An 18,604-nucleotide genomic window follows, 5' to 3' on the forward strand; every position below is an offset into this window, starting at 1 on the left:
CTCAGGCGCGCAGGTCTTCAGCGCGGAACGGCAGGCGATCGGGATACTTGCCGGTCGCCGCGCCGATCGCGTTCGCCACCGCCGGCGCCAGAGGCGGAACGCCGGGCTCGCCGATGCCTGTCGGCCTGGCTGCCGACGAAACGATGTGCACCTCGACCCGTGGCATCTCGCCGATCCGGATCGGCGGATAGGTGTCGAAATTACCCTCGACGACGGCCCCCTCGCGCAAAGTGATCTCGCCATACAGCGCCGCTGACAGGGCAAAACCGACGGCACCTTCGACCTGCGAGCGGATGTTGTCCGGGTTGATCGCGATACCGCAATCGACGGCACAGGCGACGCGGTCGACCTTGAGCGTGCCGTCCGCAGCAACCGTAACCTCGGCGACCTGCGCCACGTAGGACTGGAAGGACTCATGGACGGCGACACCCCTGCCCCGCCGACTGCCCGGGCTGCCGACCGGCAAGGGCGTGCCCCAGCCGGACTTCTCGGCGACGAGCTGGAGAACACCGCGGTGGCGAGGATGCTCGGCCAGCAGTTCCAGGCGCCAGGCGACCGGATCCTTGCCTGCCGCTCTCGCCACCACATCCAGGAACACCTCGGTCGCATAGGCGGTGTGTGAGGAGCCGACCGAGCGCCACCAGAGCACCGGTACAGCAATGTCCTTCGGCGTATGCAGATCGACCAGCCGGTTGGCAATGGCGTAAGGCAGGTTGGCCGCGCCTTCGACCGAGACCGCATCGATGCCGTCCTTGACCATCATCGACTCGAAAGGCGAGCCGGCGAGGATGGACTGGCCGACGAGCCGGTGTCGCCAACCGCTGAGCCTGCCACCCGCGTCGAGGGCGGCTTCCAGGGCGTGGTGGAACAACGGTCGGTAGTAGCCGGCCCGCATGTCGTCCTCGCGCATCCAGACCAGCTTGACCGGCGCTTTGCCGCCAATCGCCTGGACGATGCGGGCGGTTTCGACGACATAGTCGGAATGGGTGTTGGCGCGCCGGCCGAAGCTGCCGCCGGCGTAGAGCATGTTGATCTTCACCTGCTCCGGCCTGAGGCCGAAGACTTCCGCCAGCCGGGACTGGTCGCCGGTATTGAGCTGCTCGCCGTTCCATACCTCGCAGCCCTGCTCGGTCAAGTGGATCACGCAGTTCATCGGCTCCATGGCCGCATGCGCGAGATAGGGAAAGTCGTAGGTCGCCTTGACGATATTTGCGGCATTCGCAAAGGCCTGCTCGGGATCGCCGGTGCGGTGGGCGACGAGGCCGGGCGACTTCGCCATCTCACGGTAGCGCGCGAGGATTTCGTCGCTGCCCAGCCGAAAAGCGCGCGTTTCGTCCCAATCGACGCTCAGCGCATCGCGTCCCTTCTTGGCACTCCAGGTGTCGCGCGCGAGCACCGCGACCCCCGAGGGAATCTGCACGACATCGACGACACCCTTGACGCGTCTGGCCGCCGTCGCATCGAATCGGCGCACCGTGGCGCCAAAACGCGGTGGATGCGCGACCACGGCGACGAGCATCCCGGGCAAGTGGATGTCCTGCGTGAACACCGCCTTGCCATTGGTCTTGTCGGCGCTGTCGCGGCGTGGCGCAGACCTGCCGATCAGGCGGAAATCCTTCGCTTCCTTGAGCGTGACGCTGGCCGGCACCGCTTCCGCGGCCGCCGCTGCGGCAAGTTCGCCGAAGCGCGCCTGCCTCTTCGACGCCGCATGGCTGACGACGCCGTCGCGGACGGTGATTTCCGCCGCCGGCACGCGCCAGCGCTTGGCCGCTGCGCTGACCAGCATGGCCCGGCCGCTGGCACCGGCCTGGCGCAGCTGATCCCAGGAATTGGCCATCGCCGTGCTGCCGCCGGTGCCCTGGTTGGGCCCCCAGAAGAGGTTGTTGTAGCGCTGCGCATCGGCGGGCGCGCCCTCGATATGTACCGTCTGCCAGTCGGCGTCGAGCTCTTCGGCGAGGATCGTCGCCAGTCCGGTATAGGTACCCTGCCCCATCTCGAGGTGCTTCGAGATGACCGTAACCGTGTTGTCGGGGGCGATGCGCAGGAAGGCATTGGGTGCGAACACCGGCGGCGCCGAGGCGGCTTGTCCGGCGACAGGCGCGGCGGCGGTCGCCGGCAGGCAGAAGCCGAGCGTCAGCCCGGCGGCCCCCTGCATGAAGCTGCGGCGGCTGGCGTTCTCAATCGTCGTGTTGAGCATGTCCGGGCTCCTAGGCAAGGGATTTGGCGGCCGCGTGGATGGCCGCCCGGATGCGCTGATAGGTCGCACAACGGCACAGGTTGGCCGCCATGGCATTGTCGATGTCGGCGTCGGTCGGCTTGCGGTTGCTGGCGAGCAGCGCCATCGCGCTCATGATCTGGCCGGACTGGCAGTAGCCGCACTGCACGACATCGAGCTTCCGCCAGGCGTCCTGGACGGCCCTGCCGACGCGCGACCGCTCGGCTCCCTCGATGGTCGTGACCTGTCGCCCGGCGACCGCCGATACCGGGGTCATGCAGGCGCGCACGGGAGCGCCATCGACATGCACGACGCAGGCGCCGCATAGCGCCTGACCGCAGGCGTACTTGGTTCCGGTCAACTCGAGGGTATCGCGGAGGACCCAGAGCAGCGGGGTATCCGGAGCAATGTCGACCTGGCGAAGCTGACCATTGACGGTGAACTGAATCATGACCTGACTCCTGTTAGAGAACGTCCCAGCCCTCGAACCACTCGCTCAGCGGGCGGGCTTCGCCGAAACTGGCGAGCTGCCGGTCGATCGCCTCGTGGTTGCCCCACACCACGTCCACCAGCATGCCGGCGGCGACGCGCGATTCGATGTCGTGACAGTAAAGTCCGAGCCTGCGCTGGACATAGAAGCCGTAGGTGCGGCAGGCCACCGGGCGCTGGGCATAGACCAGGCACGCGTTGGCGGACCGGTCGAGCAGCGGGCAGACGATGTGACGCGGCCGCTCGCCGTCAACGGCAGCCAGCCCCGCAATGTTACGGCTGACCTGTCGAAGACTCTCCGGCGACAGCGTCGCCAGACCTTCGCGCATCTGGTTCCATTCGGCCGGCGTCAGTTGCGGGACGTCGGCAAGCCGCCGACAGCAGCCGTCGCAGCCCTTGGCGCACGGCCACTCGGGGCGATCTTCGCGGATCGCCAGTACGCGTGCGTCGATGTCGGCGTGGAGCTGGGTCAGGGATAGAGCACTCATCCTTGCTGGCACGGATCAACAGGCATGTACGGGAGAGCTGGCGACGGCTTGCGGGCAACTGTGCGCGCCGCCGACCTGGATGCCGGCGACCCGCTTTCCTTCGCTGGCCGTTCCTCACAGCCGCGCCAGCGTTTCACGCATTCTCGCCCGTTGTTGGGCATCGGGCAAGCGGCCCTGGGCCGCCGCAAGATTGTCCTCGAGGTGGTGGACCTTGCCTGTGGCCGGGATGACACAGGTCACGGCAGGCTCGGCGAGGATGAACTTGAGGAAGAACTGGGCCCAGCTCACACAGTCGAACTCGGCCGCCCATTCGGGCAGCGGCTTGCCGCGTACCCGCCCGAACAACGAGGCCTTGGCGAAGGGCCGGTTGATGATGACGGCGATGCCCAGGTCCCGGGCCAGCGGCAGCATGCGCACTGCGGCGGCGGGTTCGGCCAGGCTGTAGTTGAGCTGCACGAAATCCGGCCGGGCCGCGCGCAGCACCGTTTCGAGTTCGTGATAGGCGCCTTCGTGATAGTGCGTGACCCCGTAATAGCGTAGGCGACCGTGCTGCTTCCACTCGCGCAGCGTCGGCAGCTGCACCTGCCAGTCGACCAGGTTGTGCACCTGCATCAGTTCCAGGCGTTGCGTGCGCAGCCGGCTGAACGAGGTTTCCATCTGCCGGATACCTTCGGCGCGCCCGTGAGTCCACACCTTCGTGGCGAGGAAAAGGCGGTCGCGCAAACGCAGCGTCGCCGCCAGATTGCCGACCACCGATTCCGCGTTCCCATACATCGGCGAGCTGTCCACCATCTGCCCGCCCAGCGCCACGAAGCGCGCGAGCACCTGCTCGAGATCCGTACTGGCGGGGTCGGCGACGTCGAAGCTGTCGTAGGTGCCCAGCCCGACGGCGGCGATCAACTCACCGGACGCCGGGATAGGCCGCCTGAGCGGGCCGCCGCCGGGAATTGCCGGGGCCGCGGCGAGCGCGCTACCGGCCAGGGCGAGCCCGCCTGCGGCAATCGTCTTCAGCGCAGCGCGCCGCCCGACGGCGGCCGAATCCTGGTTACCTGCCTTCATCACCTCTCCCTTTCATCGCTGCACCGGCGCCGCGGCCAGCGCATCTGGCGCCCTTGCCCCACCCTCGCCTGGCGGCAACGTCTCTGCCACCTGCTGCTGGTAACGCTGGCCGAGCCGCAGCCCCAGCCAGGCAAGCGCCAGGGCACCCGGAACTGCCGCCAGGGCGACTCCCGAAGTGCCCAGCCCGGCGGCCGCGTGCAACCAGCCGCCGAAGGCGTCGCCCGCGCGTGACACCACCGTGTCGAGGACGTTCTTGGCCTTGTAGCGCGGCTCGCGCGGGACGGCGGTGAACAGGGCCTCGCGCGCCGGGCGCAGCAGGCCATGGCCGCCGGCGCGCGAAATGACCTGGATGACCAGCACTGCCGTCAGCACCGGTATTGCCGCCAGCACCGCCAGAGGCACCACCAGCAGCAGAGGCACGGCCGCCAGCGTAATGCCGAGGCCCACCTTCTGCATGAGGCGACCGGCAACCATCGCCTGCAGGCCCAGCGCGAGCAGGTTCACCGCCAGGTCGATCAGCGCGAAGAGCTGCGTACGCGTCTCGGCGGCCAGCGCGGCTGCCTTGACCAGACGCGCCTGCTCGAAATAGACGAAGGTACCGACGACACTTTGCAGCACGATCACCAGGGCAATCATGGCCAGGTAGGGGGAAGCGGCGACCTCGGCCAACCCGGCGAGGACGTTGCCGCCCAGCGGTTGGCCCGCCTCGGGCGTGGCATGGCCGTCGGCGACCTGCAGGATGCACAGCAGCGACAACAGCAGCAATGCCGCCGAAACCAGCAGCAAGCCGTGCACGCCGACGGCGTGCACCGAGAAAGCCGTGATCGTCGGGCCGACCAGCGCGCCGGTGCTGCCGCCGGCGGCAATCATGCCGAACAGTCGCCGCGCCTGACCGTGCGAGAAGCTGTCGGCCATGGCGGTCCAGAACAGCGAGACGACGATCAGGTTGAAGACGCTGACCCAGACAAACAAGGCAAGTGCCGCCGCCGGCGAGGCGCCACCGGCGATCCACGCCTGAAAACCGCCCAGCACCAGCGCCGTGATAGCGAACACCGTCGCCAGCAGCGCGCGCCGTGGCAGCCGGGCAGCCGCCCAGCCATAAAGCGGAACGATGGCCAACATGCCGGCCAGCGTCAAGGTGAAGGCCCATTGCAGCCTGTCCGGCCCGATCTGGACGCCCATCTCCTCGCGCACCGGGCGCAGGATGTAATAGCCGGCAAGGAGCAGGAAGAACCCGGAAAACGCCCAGAACAGCAATCGCCCCTCGCCCGGGCGGCAGTCGACGACGCGCGCCAAACGCGCGGCCCACGCCGACGAAGCCATCAGCGGCTACCCGGCGTGGCCGGTCCGAGAACGATGTCGAAGCGTGCGAGCAGATCGCCCCCGTCGGCCGGCCGTACGAATGTCGCGAGCAGGGCGGCACGCGCCTGCGGGTCTCGCACACCCTGCAGCAACCCATCGCCGGCATTCTCCGCGGCGCCGGCGACGTACATCTGGGTAACCAGAGGTGCCTGGCCGGCAACCGTGATGGCGAAGTGAACGTGTGGCGCACGGCCGGGATAAGGAACCGGCTTGATGGTACGGAAGCGGTAGCCACCATCGACACCCGTCGTGAACCTTCCGTAGCCCTGGAAATCCGGATCCAGCGGGCGGTCACCACGATCGTCGGGGTGGTGATAGCGGCCGAAGGCGTCGCACTGCCAGATCTCCACCCGGGCTGCGCCCACCGGCTGGCCCGCCTCATCCAGGATGCGGCCATGCAGGTTGCAGATCTCGCCGCGCGCGATGCCCGTTCGCCCGGCGACGCTGACCAGATCATTGTCGTTGTCGAGCGGCAGCTGGCGTGGATAGAAAGGCCCCAATGCCTGCGACGGCGTGCGCAACAGCCCCGCCCAGGCAGGGAGAGCCAGCGAGAGCCCGGCGGCGGCACTGGCGAGCAGAATGCGGCGATTGGCTGAATGAGACATGCGGATCTCCATGGCGTCGGCTCTTCGACCGAGTCCGTCGTGCATAATTCCGTTGTCAGCCCCGCCAATCCATCACTGGCCTTCAACGCGGCGGATCAGGCCGCGCCCACGGCGTTTGGGGCGACGCATTGAAACTCCATCCTCGACGGTCTGTCGTGGCGTGGCAACCTCAGTATCGATGAGCAACGCTTCTCGCAGAATGTGGCTGTTCAGCTGGCGGCCGCCGGTGGCGGCGTGCTGCGCGGCGCCGACGACGCGAGTGGGGCCCTCATCTTGCAGCAGGTAGACCAGGTGGCCGGCTGGTTCAACCTGAATCGCTTTACCGGAATTTACAACACGGCGCCGGCGAATCACGTCTTCGACGGCTCATTCCTGAATTCGCCGAAGTCCATCGATCCGACCAACGGCGTCGGCACCACCAGTTACGCCGAAGTCCCGCATGGCCCGCAGCCCAATGGCGTCTTCCTGGCAACCGCCGTGTTTGGTTTCGATAGCGAGCCGCAACCCTTTTTCGGTCCGTCACCGGACTTGGCCAGCGAGACGTTCGCCGGTTTCAGGCGGCCGCATTGCGCGCGGTCAGTCGCCGCAGTGGAGCGCAGACGGCGAACGAATCGGCGAACCCAATCGCGAGCCAGCCAGGAGAAAGGGGCGCATCACGCTGTCGTCTCGGCGCCCGCTCGCCGACACGCCGGTTGACCTACCTGCGTGTGGAAGACACTCCCGCCGGCGCCGGGGTGTTCGGCGGCGGATAGCTCGCTGGCGATTGTGACGAGGAGGAAGGCGCCGGCGTATTGGCCGGCGGATAGGCGGACTGGGGCGCGCCAGGTGCTCGTGAGGGCGTCGGCGCCTGCCGATACACGGCCTGCCCCGGCAGTTGATTGCCGCGCGCGTACATGCACTGCATGTACGCGACATTGTAGCGTCGCTGCAGCTCGTAACTCGACAGGTAAGCGGTGTTCCCGCCGGCGGCGCTGCCGAAGAGCAATCCCGTGCCCGCTCCGATCGCGGCCCCCTGGCCTGCCTGCCCCGATGCGGAACCGATGATCGCACCCGCCGCCGCACCGATCACGGTCGCCACGGCCGCCGTGCCGGCCGCATTGTTGACCGCCTCCTGACCGGCCGGCGCCACCAATGACTGCGCGTATTGCCGGCACGCGATGTCGTCGTACTGGAAGAGGTCGAAGGATTTCTGTTGTCCCGGCAGGACCAGTACCGTCGGACCGGCGGGCACGCTCACGCACCCGGCCACGAGCAGTAGACTGGTGGCCACAAGCGGCAGCCACAAGATTCTCTTTTGCATGTCAGTTCCCGTCACGGTTCGGCGATCGGTTTATCGGGCCAGCTTGGGCCGCGTCCGCGAACCCGTGTTCGCCTGCGGTACGACCGGTAACCAGTCCTTGCTGCATTTCTGCACGTAGGGGTAGTAACCCGCCGGGTCGGTGCAATAGAACCAGAACGTCGGCGGCGGGCTGGAACTGTCCTGTACAGCAGGCTGACTCACGTTGCTTTGGGTGGGCGGCGTGACCACGTCGACCTCCCGTTCAACGACGACCACAGGATCGGTCACCACGTAGCTGGCGTAGGGGGCGTAGCCATAGCCGTACGGATAGCTGTAGGCATAAGGCACGCCACCCCAATAGGCCGGTCCGCCAACATAGACGCCGACGCCGGGACCCCAGTAACGACCTCCCCAGCCACCGTAATAGCCACGGCCACCATAGTAGGCGCCGCCATGCCAGCCACCGCCGGGGCCGCCGCGGTACCAGCCGCCCCCATAGGCGTGGGCCATCTCCGTGCTGCTTGCCATCGCAAACAGCACCAGTGCCGCAAGTATTGCCGGGCCTCGCTTCATCACCTTGACTCCTCTGCCTCACGCGTACGATCCGCCGCCAGAACGCAAGTCTGACACGACTGCTCACGCCATCGTCGCGTTTCCGCGGTCGCCAACAGTCTCTTAACGCTTCAGGGCACAAAGCGGATTACCGCGTGCCCGGCAATACGGCGCGGCGGCTCTCGGTCGACACGCGCTAGGCGCTTTCCGGAACGTGCAGACTCCGGCCTGCCGCCTGACAGACAAGCTTGCTCAGCACGTCCAGCGCTGACGAGCCGATTCGCCAGCAGTGCCAGTACAAAGGTATGTCCAGCCAGTGATCCGGGACCATCTCGAGCAGATCGCCATTCCGCAAAGCCGCGGCAACGATTTGCTCGGGCATCATGCCCCACGCGGCACCGCGTCGTGCCGCTTCGAGGAAGGAGCGCGTGGACGGAGCACAGTGCGTGGGCGCCTGCAGAACGGTGCCGGTGAGACGCGCCACGAAAAGCCGCTGCAAGGCATCCTTCTTGTTGAACATGAGCACCGGCGCCGCGTTCAGCGTATCGGCGCTTACCCCGGCGGCAAAATACCTGTCGACGTAAGCTGGCGATGCCACCGCGAGATAGCGCATCGCCCCGAGCGCTTCGACACGGCACCCCTGGATCGCCTCGGCGCTGGCACTGACCCCAGCCATCACCGTTCCTTCGCGCAACAATGCCACCGAGTGATCCTGGTCCTCGCTGCGAATATCCAGTGTGATTGACGTCACCCCGGGAAGGGCGTCGAAGACCTCGGCAAACCAGCTATCGAGAGAGTCGGCATTGACCACGATGGGAATGCGCACGTTCGTTTGCCCACTGCCCTCGACAACGCCCAGCTCGGACAACACCTCAGATTCCAGCAAGGCAACTTGTTCCGCATGCCGAAGCAGGCGTCGTCCGGCAGCAGTCGCCCGGCAAGGCGTGCTCCGCTGGATCAACACCTGGCCCAGGCGATCCTCGAGCAGCTTGATCCGCTGGCTGACGGCGGACGGCGTCACGCTCAATTTCCGGGCGGCCAGTTCGAACGACCCTTCGCCGAGGACCGCGGCGAAAGCGGCGAGTTGGGCATTGTCGATGCGCATACGTTAGCGATTCTAATGATTCATTAGGAACTTTAGCTGTATTCACGCATCTTCGCCAGTTAAGCTGGCCCCATCGCCACCCACGCCGTCGCGCCATGCCAGCCGATCCAATCGCCGGGTTCCTGTCCGGAGCCGCCCTGATCATCGCCATCGGCGCGCAGAACGCGTTTGTGCTTCGCCAGGGTATTCGCCGCGAGCACGTTCTCCCCGTTGTCCTCGTCTGCGCCAGCGCCGACGCCTTGCTGATCGGGGCGGGGATTGCCGGGCTGGGTGTCTTGCTCCAATCGGCTCCGCAGATCCTTACGGCGGCTCGCTACGGTGGCGCCGCCTTTCTTCTGGCGTATGGGCTGGCGGCGGCGAGGCGAGCCAGCCGCCCGCAGCAGATGAGCATCGATGCCGACGCCGGCATGTCGATCGGCGCCGCCATGGCGACCTGCCTGGCCTTCACCTTTCTCAACCCACACGTTTATCTGGACACCGTGATCCTGCTCGGTTCCCTGGCCAGCCAGCGCGGCGAGAGCGGACGCTGGGGGTTTGGCGCCGGTGCGGCCGCGGCCAGCTTCGTCTGGTTCCTTGCTCTCGGCTACGGCGCGCGTCTGCTGGCGCCGATCTTCAGCCAGGCCACCGCCTGGCGCGTGCTCGACACGCTGATTGCCCTGATCATGGCGGGACTGGCGATCACGTTGCTCGTTGGCCAGTGATCGGTAATGCTCACGGCGATGTCTTGATGACGGCGCTCTTTGCGATCGCCTCGACGCGTTCCTTGTGGCGAGGGAAGAACGTCAGTCGGGGAGCCTGGTAGACCAGCGCGACGACGCACAACTTGCTGATTGACGAAGCTCCGCGATATATCCAGATGAACAAGGCATAATCGCCACCCGTTGCCGCATGGATTGGCAGCACAGCGTCACCGAGCGACCAGTCCAGCTTGCCCTCCTTGGTCGGCAGCGCACTGTTGCCACCCCACCTGTGGTGAATGGCGATCGAACGGGCGACCGCGGCATGCAGCGTATTGACCTCGGCCAGAGCGTCGGCTTCGTCGTCGGCAAGCATGCGGACCTTGAGACCGAGTACGGCGGCCTTCGCCCTCAGCGCGCTGTGCACGTGTTGCAGCGCGGCTTCCGACCAATCCGCTCGCGGCTCGCTCACGCCGCCGGCGGAGAGCGACAGCAACTCGACTCGTCTCTTCCCTCGGCAATCAACCGCCGCTCAGCGCCTGCACGATCACCAGTTCGTCGCTCGCCCGCAAGGGCGTTGCCAGATCGAAGATGGCCTCGCCGCGGACGAAGAAGCGGACATGCGGGCGCAGTCTCTCCTGCTCATCGAGCATGCGGAAGCGCATTCCGGGGTACTGGCGGTCGAGATCGGCGAGAACCGCCGCGAGCGTCGACCCGGTCGCCTCCACCTCGCGTTGCCCTGTGTACGAATGCAGTGGCGTCGGGATCAGCACCTTCATCGGGGCCCCTCCCTAGGCCAGTTCGGCGGCTTCGACGGCGTAGATTTCCGGCAGATGCCGGGCGAGGCACTTCCACCGGCGGCCCTCGTTGCGGCTCATCCACAACTCGCCGCTGGTGGTCCCGAAGTACAGGCCGACGGGGGTCTGTGCATCCGCGCTCATCGCCTGGCGCTTTACCGTCCACCACGCCTGCTGCCGCGGCAGACCGCTGGCCAGTCGCTGCCAGCTCTCGCCGCCATCGCGAGTCACGTAAACACCCGGCCTGCCGTCCGGGCTGGTCCGTGGCCAGACGTTGCTGCCGTCCATCGGCAACACCCACGCGGTATCGGCATCGTGCGGGTGCACCACCAGCGGAAAGCCGATGTCACCGACCGCCTGCGGCATGGCCTTGCCGATGCGCAGCCACTGCCTGCCGGGCCGATCGAGACGATAGATGCCGCAGTGGTTCTGCTGATAGAGACGGTCCGGATGGCTCGGGCAGAGGCGGACGCAATGCGGGTCGTGGAAGGTGATGTTGGCCGGGTCGAAGCCTTCGACGACTTCCAGCCCGTCCACCAGCGGCGCCCAGTTGCCGCCGTGGTCGACCGATTCGTGCACGCCCCCTCCGGACATGGCGAAGTAGAGGTGCGCGGGATCGCGCGGGTCGACGAGGATCGAGTGCAGCTTCGGCCCGTCCGGCGTGCCGTCCTGCGCCGAACCCATCCAGGTCCGGTAGTGCGGATCGTCGTTCACCGACGAGAATGGCTCCCAGGTGACGCCGCCGTCCTGCGAACGGAAGAGACCCTGCGGCGAGGTGCCCGCGTACCAGGTGTTCGGCTCGCTGGCGTGCGCCGGCGTCAGCCAGAAGGTGTGGTCGACCGTCCGGCCATGCGCGGCAGACTTGGCGAAAGCCGGCGGCCGCGCCGCCTCCTTCCAGGTTCGGCCCAGGTCCTCCGAGCGGAAGATCGTCGGACCCAGGTGACCGGTCTTCGCCGCAGCCAGCAGCGTCCGCCCGTCGCGCGGATCGAGGACCAGATGATTGATGATGTGACCGAGAAAGTGCGGTCCGTCGACGCGCCACGTCTTTCGCTCCGCATCGCTTTCGTAGAGCCAGGCGCCCTTGCGCGTGGCGACGAGGAGCAGCACCCGGCGTGCCGGCAGGGCGTGCGACGCTGAACGGGTAGCGGCAGCGCGCGCCCCGCTGGCTGGCTGGCTGGTCGTCTTGGACATCAGGATCTCCTTTCATCAGCGCTTCTTGCGCGGCTCGCTCAATGCTTCTTGCGCGGCTCATCCAGCTCCTCTTGCGCGCCTCGCTCAACGCTTCTTGCGCGCCTCGCTCAGCGGTTCTTGCGCGCCTCAATCTCGCGCCGGATACGTTCGATCTCGAGCCGCTTCGCTTGCGGACCGTCCCACCTGACCGGCCTCTGCGCCGCGGCGGCCTGCTCTGCTTCGCGTTGCGCCTGCAGTGCTCGTGCTTCGACCAGACGTTCTTCCTCGAGTGCCCGCGCACGCGCGACGGAGCGCTCGGCGGCGATCGGCACTCGCCATCCAGGCAGGCCTGTCAGGAGAAGAAAGCGGTCGATGATCTTCGGGATCGGCTCAGGCCATCCCCAGTCGTTCAGCCGGGAAAACTCGTTGATCAGCGGCAGGTTGAGCGCCGCAAAGATCGGTGCCCACGTCTCCTCGTCGCCCTGGCGACGACGCACGGCGAGCTTCGGATTGAACTGATACCAGCCCTGGCTGACGCGCTTGAACAGCGCCCGGTTGTAGGCGTAGTCGCGGTCGATCTCGTTGCGCGCCAGGACGCTGGAAAGATGCTGACGCTTGTTGCGCTCGGGACGGACGATGTTGGCCGGCAGAAACTGCCAGGCGTCGAGAATGGCCTGCGCCTCGAAGGCGCCGTTGGTGCGCCGCTGACGGTGGGTGAAGCGCGACTTGCAGAGGACCCACAGGGTCTGGAAGAGGAAGTACTCGGACAGATGCCGGTCGAGGCGCACCAGACGTTCGCCGGTATTGACGTCGATGCTGGCCGGGGCAAGCCGCTCGTAGAGCGCGGCAAGCGGGCCGCGCGCGAATTTCGCTTCGCGGAAACCCTCGCGCAGCGCCCAGTGCAGGGCGTTGTAGCCGTACTGATCGACGGCGTCGCGGTCGGCGCCGCGATCGAGCAGCGCCTCGACCAGCGGCAGGTTGCCGGCCGCCGCCGCGGCCATCAGCGGCGTCTGGTTCATCGGCAGCCGATGCTCCAGCCCGTACTGCTCGCACTGTTTGAGGATGTCCTTGAAGTGGTTCGCGAAATAGGGGACGTAGGTCTTCCGGCCGAAGGTCGCGCGCTGCTGCGTGAAGTTTGCCGCCTGCTCGAACCTGGCTTCGCTGGCCAGCCACTCGGCGAGCTGCGGCTCATCATGACAGGTTGCGTACTCGTAGAGCTGCTGCTTCATCTTGGCGCCCGGGGCCTGCTCGCGGAAGACCTTGACCAGCAGTTCGGTGACTCTTTCCTCGCCGAAAACCGGCCAGGGAACCGGCGTCTGCTTGAGGATCGTCCGGCGGATGGCCTCGGCCTGTTCCTGCTTGCCCTGCAGTTCGAGCTTGCGCGCTTCCTTCTGCCAGTCTTCGAGGGTCGATTGCCGGGCTTCGACCTTGACCTGGCCGAGGTTCAGCTCGAGCAGCCCGAACAGCGGATGGCCGGTGTCCGACTCGATCACGTAAACGTTCTTGATGGCGCGTGTCAGCGCCACGTAGAGGGCATTGACGAAGAATTTGTAAACCTCGAGCGACTTGTCGCTCTTGTCCTTCGCCCGCCGGTAGTCGAGCGTGTCGACAGCAAGGTCGGCCGCCGCGACGCCGTCGACGATCTCCCCGAACTCGGCGCGGTGATCGGAAACGAAGCGATAGAGGACGATGTTCTCGTATTCCAGCCCCTTCGCTTCATGGATCGAGAACAGCAACGGCGTCGCGAAATGCTTCCGCGCCTCGACCTTGTCCTCGTCGCGCATCACCAGCACGGCAAACTGCGTGGACTGGCGAATCTTCTGGTCGAGTTCGCGCTTGGTGACGTCCTTGTCGGGCAGCAAGGCAACCTGCCCGGCGTCGCCGCCGACCGCCTGCACCAGGAAGTTGCTCTCGCGGTCGATCGAACCGAAGCGCCGGTGCTTGATCTTCAGCAACTGGTTGGCGACGCGCGTGGCTTCCAGCCCGTTGCGGAAATTGGCGGTGAGGACGCGCAACTCCTGCCGCTCGGCGAGCTTCGGGTCTTTCCAGAACAGGCTCTTGACCTGGCTCCAGGAGAAAAAGTTGGGATGCACGATCTGGTTCGAGTCGCCGCAGAGCAGGAAATGGCCCGGCTTCTTCAACGTCCTGAGGACCAGCGCCAGTTGCACGGTGGTGATGTCCTGGACTTCGTCGATGACCACGAAGTCGTAGCGCGGCGCCGCCAGCGCCTGCCAATCCTGGGCGACGAGATTGAGATCGTAGAGCCTGGCTTCGGCGAGCCAGCCGCGATACTTCTCGAACAGATCGTAGAGCTTGTCGCGCAGATCGACCGGAAAGATCGACTGGCGCACGCCGAGCGCCAGGTAGTCGGCGCGCGACACGACGCCGGCGGCGCCGGCGGCCAGCACGCCGCGAATCTCCTCGAAGGCCTGATGGCCGTCGAACTCCCGGAAGGTCTGCCGCATGCGCGCGAACCAGCCGGCGAAGTCGCGCCAGGTCGCTTCCCGACCCGGCGGCACGCGGATCGACTCGACGAACTCGCGGTAAGAGAGGAAAACCGCTTCCTGCGCGGTGTGCTCGAAGCCGTTGGCGTAATACAGATCGCGGGCGCTCTGCGCCAGATAGCTCGAGTGCGTGACGTAGAGCACCTCGCCCTCGGCGTGCTTGAGCTTCTCGAGGGTCAGCGCCGTCTTGCCGCTGCCGGCACTGCCGACGACGATCAAGGGCGGCGGCTGGCGATAGACGGCGTCCTGCGTGTCGTCGAAGGAGATCGGCTTGTCGAGCAGATGAATCGCCGTCCGTTCCGGATGCAGGTAGCGAACCGGCAGTGCTTCGCCGATCGCCTCGTCGGCGCCGATGTCGGGGATCCGGCTCTCGTCGATCGCCGCACCGCGCAGGAAGCGCGACTTGTCGTAGTCGTGGTTGGCGATCACTTCGAGCATCAGCGCGCAGACCTCGTCGCCGTGGCGAACCAGCGAGAACAGCAGCCGGTCCGCGTCGCCGAGCCGGGCACGGTAAAACTTGCCGTGGCTGAGATTCACCAGCTTCTTGACCTGGGCGGCACGGAAATCGTGCCGGGCGATGGCATCGGCCACCTTGCAGTAGCTGGCCTTGACGCGCGAGGTGTCAAGGCCGGTGTACTCGAGAATCTTCACTGTCGGTTCCAGCCAGGGTTGTGAAAAAAGTGCGAATCCTACTTCACCCTGCTCAGTCCGGTTCTTGACCGCTGCGCGACAAGGGTGACTCTTTCGGCATGCGCTGCCAAGTCAAACGCATTCGGGTCAAAATCGTCGCCCAGCCACTCCCTCATCTCCTCGTGATCCTCGTGCTCCGGATCCTTCAGGGCATCCAGCAGATTCGCGTAGCCATAGACCCCGCCACAGTTCTCCGGCGGACACGCGCCTTCGCCGGCGACCAGCACGGCGCGCGGCGCCGCCGGGTCGGCCGGCAGGCGCGCCTCGATGGCGATGCTGTGCCACCAGTCGTCACCGAAGTCGTACCAGTAACGAAACTTGCGCTGCCTCGCCAGCAACTCGCCGAGCGTCGTGGTATCTTCGGGAAGCGCCGGCTGCCCACCGAACATGTCGTCGTCGAGGCTGGAATTGCCCACCACCCGGCCGGCCGCGCGAAACTCGTGCAGGTGGTCGTCGCCCCAGCCCATGGCCACCTGGATGACCCGGTGAAGCTCCGCAAAGGTCAGGTCCTTGTCGACCTCGACGCGGCGCCAGATCGACGGTTCCCAGTAGTCGAGGTTGATCTTGAGGCGCAGGCGGCCACCGGCGTTCTTCGCTGTTGCGTTCATGGTTGCAATACCTTGGTCGATTCCTCGCCGAACTGGCTGACCACGCGTACCGCCACGCGCCTGCCGGCCCGGAAGGGAATGGGATGGGAAACGAAGCCGTAGAGTCGGTCGAAGGCTTCGGCGTCAATGTCGAGCAGGGGTAAACTCAGGAGGGGGTTGTCCGCAGAGGCCATGGCGAGCGACGTAACCGGCGGGTAGGTGGTTCATTCTAGCAAACCACTGGTGCCCGGCGACATCGGCGATGGCCGGCGTCACGGCACGAGACTCCGTCAGGATTCATGCTGATGGTCCAGGGAAGCAGGGGCTGCGTGCTCTTCGCTGCCGGCAACCGCTGATGACCGAGCAACGCCGTGCTAGCGAGCTAGCGGGCCGATGGTCGACGAGTCGCACGAAGTCGGTGTCGCCGTCGACCAGAGGGCCCGACCGTTTCAGGCCTTCGGACAGGCCGACGCGTCGACGACGCGCCAGTACAACTGTACCGGCCCGGGCATGCCCGATTGACGACCGCGACGACGCAGGAAGCGCTGTCTCCTACGCGAAGGTGTCGACGGCGTTGCCGAGATGCGGCGGATTGCTGGGAATGACCTGCGAGGCCGCCGCAACAAGCTGCATGGCGCCCTGTTCCTGAAGGTCGAGAGCCTTCTTCAGCACAGCGATCTGCACCGCTTGCGCCGTTCTCTCCTGACTCATCTCGGTCGCCAGGCTGGCGATGGCTGACACGTCCATGATTTCCAAGCTCCCGTGATCTGCTGACCGTGAACCTGCTTCTACGGCATATCCGGCGGATTCTTGAGGCCGATCACGGCGGCCGCATGACCGCCGATCGTGTGCTCGGCGGCGCCGCAACTCCCGGCGTGCGCCTACCGCCTGTCGCCCGGTGCAGCGCATCGGCGCATCAGCGAGTTCGCGCACCCATTCAAGCCTATAATTCCCGACTTTTTCGAGGCCGTCCATGTGGTTCAAGAATCTCTACCTATACCGCCTGCCGAAGCACTGGGCAGTCGAAGCCGCCGGGCTTGAAGAGCAACTCGCCGGCCTGACGCTGCAGGGCTGCAACGCCACCGACCCGCGCAGCATCGGCTGGGTGCCGCCACGCGAAGGCGGCCCGCTGATCCATTCGGTGAATCAGCAGTGGCTGCTCGCTCTCGGCATCGAGGAGAAGCTGCTGCCGGCGTCGATCGTCAAGCGCTTCGCCAGCGACAAGGCCAAGGCCATCGAGGAGGCCGAAGGACGCCGCATCGGTCGCAAGGAGATGCGCGAAATCCAGGAGGAAATGACACTCGAACTGCTGCCACGCGCCTTCATCCGCAGTCGTACCACCTTTGCCTGGATCGACAGGAGCAACGGCTGGCTGGTCATCGACTCGGCCGCACCTGCGAAGGCCGAGGAGTTCCTCGAACATCTGCGCAAATCGCTCGAGTCTCTGCCGGCGAAGGTGCTCAAGGTGACGCAATCGCCATCGGCGGCGATGACCGGCTGGGTAGCCGAGGGCGAAGCGCCGGCCGGCTTCACCCTGGATCAGGATCTCGAACTGCGCTCGGCGGAGAAGGCAACCGTACGCTACGTGAAGCACTCGCTCGAAGGCGAGGAGATTCGCCAGCACATCGCGGCCGGCAAGGTCGTCACGCGCCTCGCCATGACCTGGAACGACCGCATTTCCTTCGTCCTCGACGACAACCTGCAGCTCAAACGCCTCGCCTTCCTCGACATCCTCAAGGAACAGTCCGACGGCCAATCCGAGAACGCCGACGAACGCTTCGATATCGACTTCACGCTGATGACCGGCGAAGTCGCGCAGTTGCTCGACGACCTGATCGAAGCGCTGGGCGGCGAACCGGCGTCCGCGCCGGCGCCCGCGCCGGCGCCCGCGCCGTAGCGCCTTGACACGGTAACGCGGCAACGCCGAGCCGGGACCCCAGGGCGCGTGGCTTGGGCCCCGGATTCCATTTCATTTCATCCGGGCTACTCGACCCCCAATCCGTAGCCCGGATGCAGCGCCAGCGAAATCCGGGATCCCCAGGAACCTCCAACCCTGCCCCGGATTCCATCTCATTTCATCCGCGATACTCGCCCACCAATCCCGTAGCCCGGATGCAGCGCCAGCGAAATCCGGGATCCCCAGGAACCTCCAACCCTGCCCCGGATTCCATCTCATTTCCTCCGCGATACTCGCCCACCAATCCCGTAGCCCGGATGCAGCGCCAGCGAAATCCGGGATCCCCAGGAACCTCCAACCCTGCCCCGGATTCCATTTCATTTCATCCGCGATACTCGCCCACCAATCCCGTAGCCCGGATGCAGCGCCAGCGAAATCCGGGATCCCCAGGAACCTCCAACCTTGCCCCGGATTCCATTTCATTTCATCCGGGCTACTCGGGCGTCAATCGCGACGGGCCCGCGGGGCCGCTGGAAATGCATCCCCAATCGCCTGCCAGGCAGCCCCGCCGCACGTACTGGTGAAACGACGACCACGGCCAGTCCTTGACTCGCTCCACCAGGCCGTGTTTCACCGGGTTGAAGTGGATGTACTCGACATGCGCGGCGAGGTCGGCCTCGTCGCGTACGGTGTGTTCCCAGAAACGTCTCTGCCACAAGTCGTATTCGCCCTTGTCGTTGCGCGCCAGCGGTAGGCCGCTGGTGACAAGTTCGCGTGTAAGACCTGCCTTGATCGCCCGCCAGCGGCCGGAGTAGTCGGCGTCGCCCGCCGGCAAGGTCCAGATCGCGTGCAAGTGGTCGGGCAATACCACCATCGCCACGATCGCGAACGGCCGCGCCGTCTGGACTCGCCGAAGCACCGATCGCAGGAGGTCAACGTGATCCGTCAACACCCGTGCACGGCGGTCGGCCAGTGTCACGGTAAAGAAGCAGGTCCCACCCTCGAGCCTGATGCGCCGGTAATGCACCATTCGCGACCCCTCTCTCTATCGACCTGCCCCATGCGCCCGGCCCGCCTGACCCGTAGCCCCGTAGCCCGGATGCAGCGCCAGCGGAATCCGGGGCCCGC

20 protein-coding genes are annotated in these 18,604 nt (G+C 66.2%); 3 read left to right on the forward strand and 17 right to left on the reverse strand.

What is annotated here, in order from left to right:
* Position 1: 1 nt before the first annotated feature.
* From CAP2UW1_RS15920 to CAP2UW1_RS15945, 6 genes are all read right to left on the reverse strand, one after another.
* Positions 2-2,197: a xanthine dehydrogenase family protein molybdopterin-binding subunit gene (locus CAP2UW1_RS15920; protein ID WP_015767648.1), complete on the reverse strand. Its 2,196-nt coding sequence runs from the start codon at positions 2,195-2,197 to the stop codon at positions 2-4.
* Positions 2,198-2,207: 10 nt separating this feature from the next.
* Positions 2,208-2,666 carry a (2Fe-2S)-binding protein gene (locus CAP2UW1_RS15925; protein ID WP_015767649.1) on the reverse strand — a complete coding sequence of 153 codons (459 nt, stop codon included), beginning with the start codon at positions 2,664-2,666 and terminating at the stop codon, positions 2,208-2,210.
* A gap of 13 nt (positions 2,667-2,679) precedes the next feature.
* Complete coding sequence (locus CAP2UW1_RS15930) at positions 2,680-3,192, reverse strand: YkgJ family cysteine cluster protein (protein ID WP_015767650.1); 513 nt, start codon at positions 3,190-3,192, stop codon at positions 2,680-2,682.
* Between the two features lie 114 nt (positions 3,193-3,306).
* Positions 3,307-4,251: an aldo/keto reductase gene (locus CAP2UW1_RS15935; protein ID WP_015767651.1), complete on the reverse strand. Its 945-nt coding sequence runs from the start codon at positions 4,249-4,251 to the stop codon at positions 3,307-3,309.
* Positions 4,252-4,263: 12 nt separating this feature from the next.
* Entirely contained in the window at positions 4,264-5,574 is a 1,311-nt protein-coding gene (locus CAP2UW1_RS15940; RefSeq protein ID WP_015767652.1) for an NTP/NDP exchange transporter, read from the reverse strand.
* Positions 5,574-6,218, reverse strand: a complete 645-nt coding sequence (locus CAP2UW1_RS15945; protein ID WP_015767653.1) for a dioxygenase family protein — start codon at positions 6,216-6,218, stop codon at positions 5,574-5,576. The genes CAP2UW1_RS15940 and CAP2UW1_RS15945 overlap by 1 nt, the downstream gene beginning before the upstream one ends.
* A gap of 201 nt (positions 6,219-6,419) precedes the next feature.
* Here CAP2UW1_RS15945 and CAP2UW1_RS15950 point away from each other — a divergent pair, with 201 nt between their 5' ends.
* Positions 6,420-6,914: a hypothetical protein gene (locus CAP2UW1_RS15950; RefSeq protein WP_015767654.1), complete on the forward strand. Its 495-nt coding sequence runs from the start codon at positions 6,420-6,422 to the stop codon at positions 6,912-6,914.
* A 1-nt stretch (position 6,915) separates the two neighbouring features.
* Here CAP2UW1_RS15950 and CAP2UW1_RS15955 read toward each other — a convergent pair whose 3' ends face one another.
* The 3 genes from CAP2UW1_RS15955 to CAP2UW1_RS15970 form a co-directional block, all read right to left on the reverse strand.
* Positions 6,916-7,518 carry a glycine zipper family protein gene (locus CAP2UW1_RS15955; RefSeq protein ID WP_015767655.1) on the reverse strand — a complete coding sequence of 201 codons (603 nt, stop codon included), beginning with the start codon at positions 7,516-7,518 and terminating at the stop codon, positions 6,916-6,918.
* A 30-nt stretch (positions 7,519-7,548) separates the two neighbouring features.
* On the reverse strand, positions 7,549-8,070 hold the full coding sequence (locus CAP2UW1_RS24000; protein WP_015767656.1) for a hypothetical protein: 522 nt from the start codon (positions 8,068-8,070) through the stop codon (positions 7,549-7,551).
* 175 nt (positions 8,071-8,245) lie between these two features.
* On the reverse strand, positions 8,246-9,154 hold the full coding sequence (locus tag CAP2UW1_RS15970; protein ID WP_015767657.1) for a LysR family transcriptional regulator ArgP: 909 nt from the start codon (positions 9,152-9,154) through the stop codon (positions 8,246-8,248).
* 95 nt (positions 9,155-9,249) lie between these two features.
* On the opposite strand from CAP2UW1_RS15970, the gene CAP2UW1_RS15975 reads away from it, so the two are divergent.
* On the forward strand, positions 9,250-9,855 hold the full coding sequence (locus CAP2UW1_RS15975; RefSeq protein WP_015767658.1) for a LysE/ArgO family amino acid transporter: 606 nt from the start codon (positions 9,250-9,252) through the stop codon (positions 9,853-9,855).
* A 10-nt stretch (positions 9,856-9,865) separates the two neighbouring features.
* Here the strand turns inward: CAP2UW1_RS15975 and CAP2UW1_RS15980 are convergent, their stop codons facing one another.
* The 7 genes from CAP2UW1_RS15980 to CAP2UW1_RS16005 form a co-directional block, all read right to left on the reverse strand.
* Entirely contained in the window at positions 9,866-10,327 is a 462-nt protein-coding gene (locus tag CAP2UW1_RS15980; RefSeq protein ID WP_015767659.1) for a hypothetical protein, read from the reverse strand.
* A gap of 25 nt (positions 10,328-10,352) precedes the next feature.
* Positions 10,353-10,610: a MoaD/ThiS family protein gene (locus tag CAP2UW1_RS15985; protein ID WP_015767660.1), complete on the reverse strand. Its 258-nt coding sequence runs from the start codon at positions 10,608-10,610 to the stop codon at positions 10,353-10,355.
* 12 nt (positions 10,611-10,622) lie between these two features.
* Positions 10,623-11,819 (reverse strand): glycosyl hydrolase, encoded by a 1,197-nt coding sequence (locus tag CAP2UW1_RS15990; RefSeq protein ID WP_015767661.1) that lies wholly within the window; start codon positions 11,817-11,819, stop codon positions 10,623-10,625.
* A 107-nt stretch (positions 11,820-11,926) separates the two neighbouring features.
* Positions 11,927-14,953, reverse strand: a complete 3,027-nt coding sequence (locus tag CAP2UW1_RS15995) for an ankyrin repeat domain-containing protein (RefSeq protein ID WP_015767662.1) — start codon at positions 14,951-14,953, stop codon at positions 11,927-11,929.
* 38 nt (positions 14,954-14,991) lie between these two features.
* On the reverse strand, positions 14,992-15,600 hold the full coding sequence (locus tag CAP2UW1_RS16000) for a plasmid pRiA4b ORF-3 family protein (protein WP_015767663.1): 609 nt from the start codon (positions 15,598-15,600) through the stop codon (positions 14,992-14,994).
* Positions 15,597-15,773, reverse strand: a complete 177-nt coding sequence (locus CAP2UW1_RS25655) for a hypothetical protein (RefSeq protein WP_015767664.1) — start codon at positions 15,771-15,773, stop codon at positions 15,597-15,599. The genes CAP2UW1_RS16000 and CAP2UW1_RS25655 overlap by 4 nt, the downstream gene beginning before the upstream one ends.
* Positions 15,774-16,131: 358 nt before the next feature.
* Entirely contained in the window at positions 16,132-16,326 is a 195-nt protein-coding gene (locus CAP2UW1_RS16005) for a YjfB family protein (RefSeq protein ID WP_015767666.1), read from the reverse strand.
* 226 nt (positions 16,327-16,552) lie between these two features.
* On the opposite strand from CAP2UW1_RS16005, the gene CAP2UW1_RS16010 reads away from it, so the two are divergent.
* Positions 16,553-17,476, forward strand: a complete 924-nt coding sequence (locus CAP2UW1_RS16010; RefSeq protein ID WP_015767667.1) for a recombination-associated protein RdgC — start codon at positions 16,553-16,555, stop codon at positions 17,474-17,476.
* A 493-nt stretch (positions 17,477-17,969) separates the two neighbouring features.
* On the opposite strand, the gene CAP2UW1_RS16015 is transcribed toward CAP2UW1_RS16010, so the two are convergent.
* Complete coding sequence (locus CAP2UW1_RS16015; RefSeq protein WP_015767668.1) at positions 17,970-18,506, reverse strand: REP-associated tyrosine transposase; 537 nt, start codon at positions 18,504-18,506, stop codon at positions 17,970-17,972.
* Positions 18,507-18,604 lie beyond the last annotated feature (98 nt).

Source organism: Candidatus Accumulibacter phosphatis, from assembly GCF_000024165.1.
GTDB classification, from domain to species: domain Bacteria; phylum Pseudomonadota; class Gammaproteobacteria; order Burkholderiales; family Rhodocyclaceae; genus Accumulibacter; species Accumulibacter phosphatis.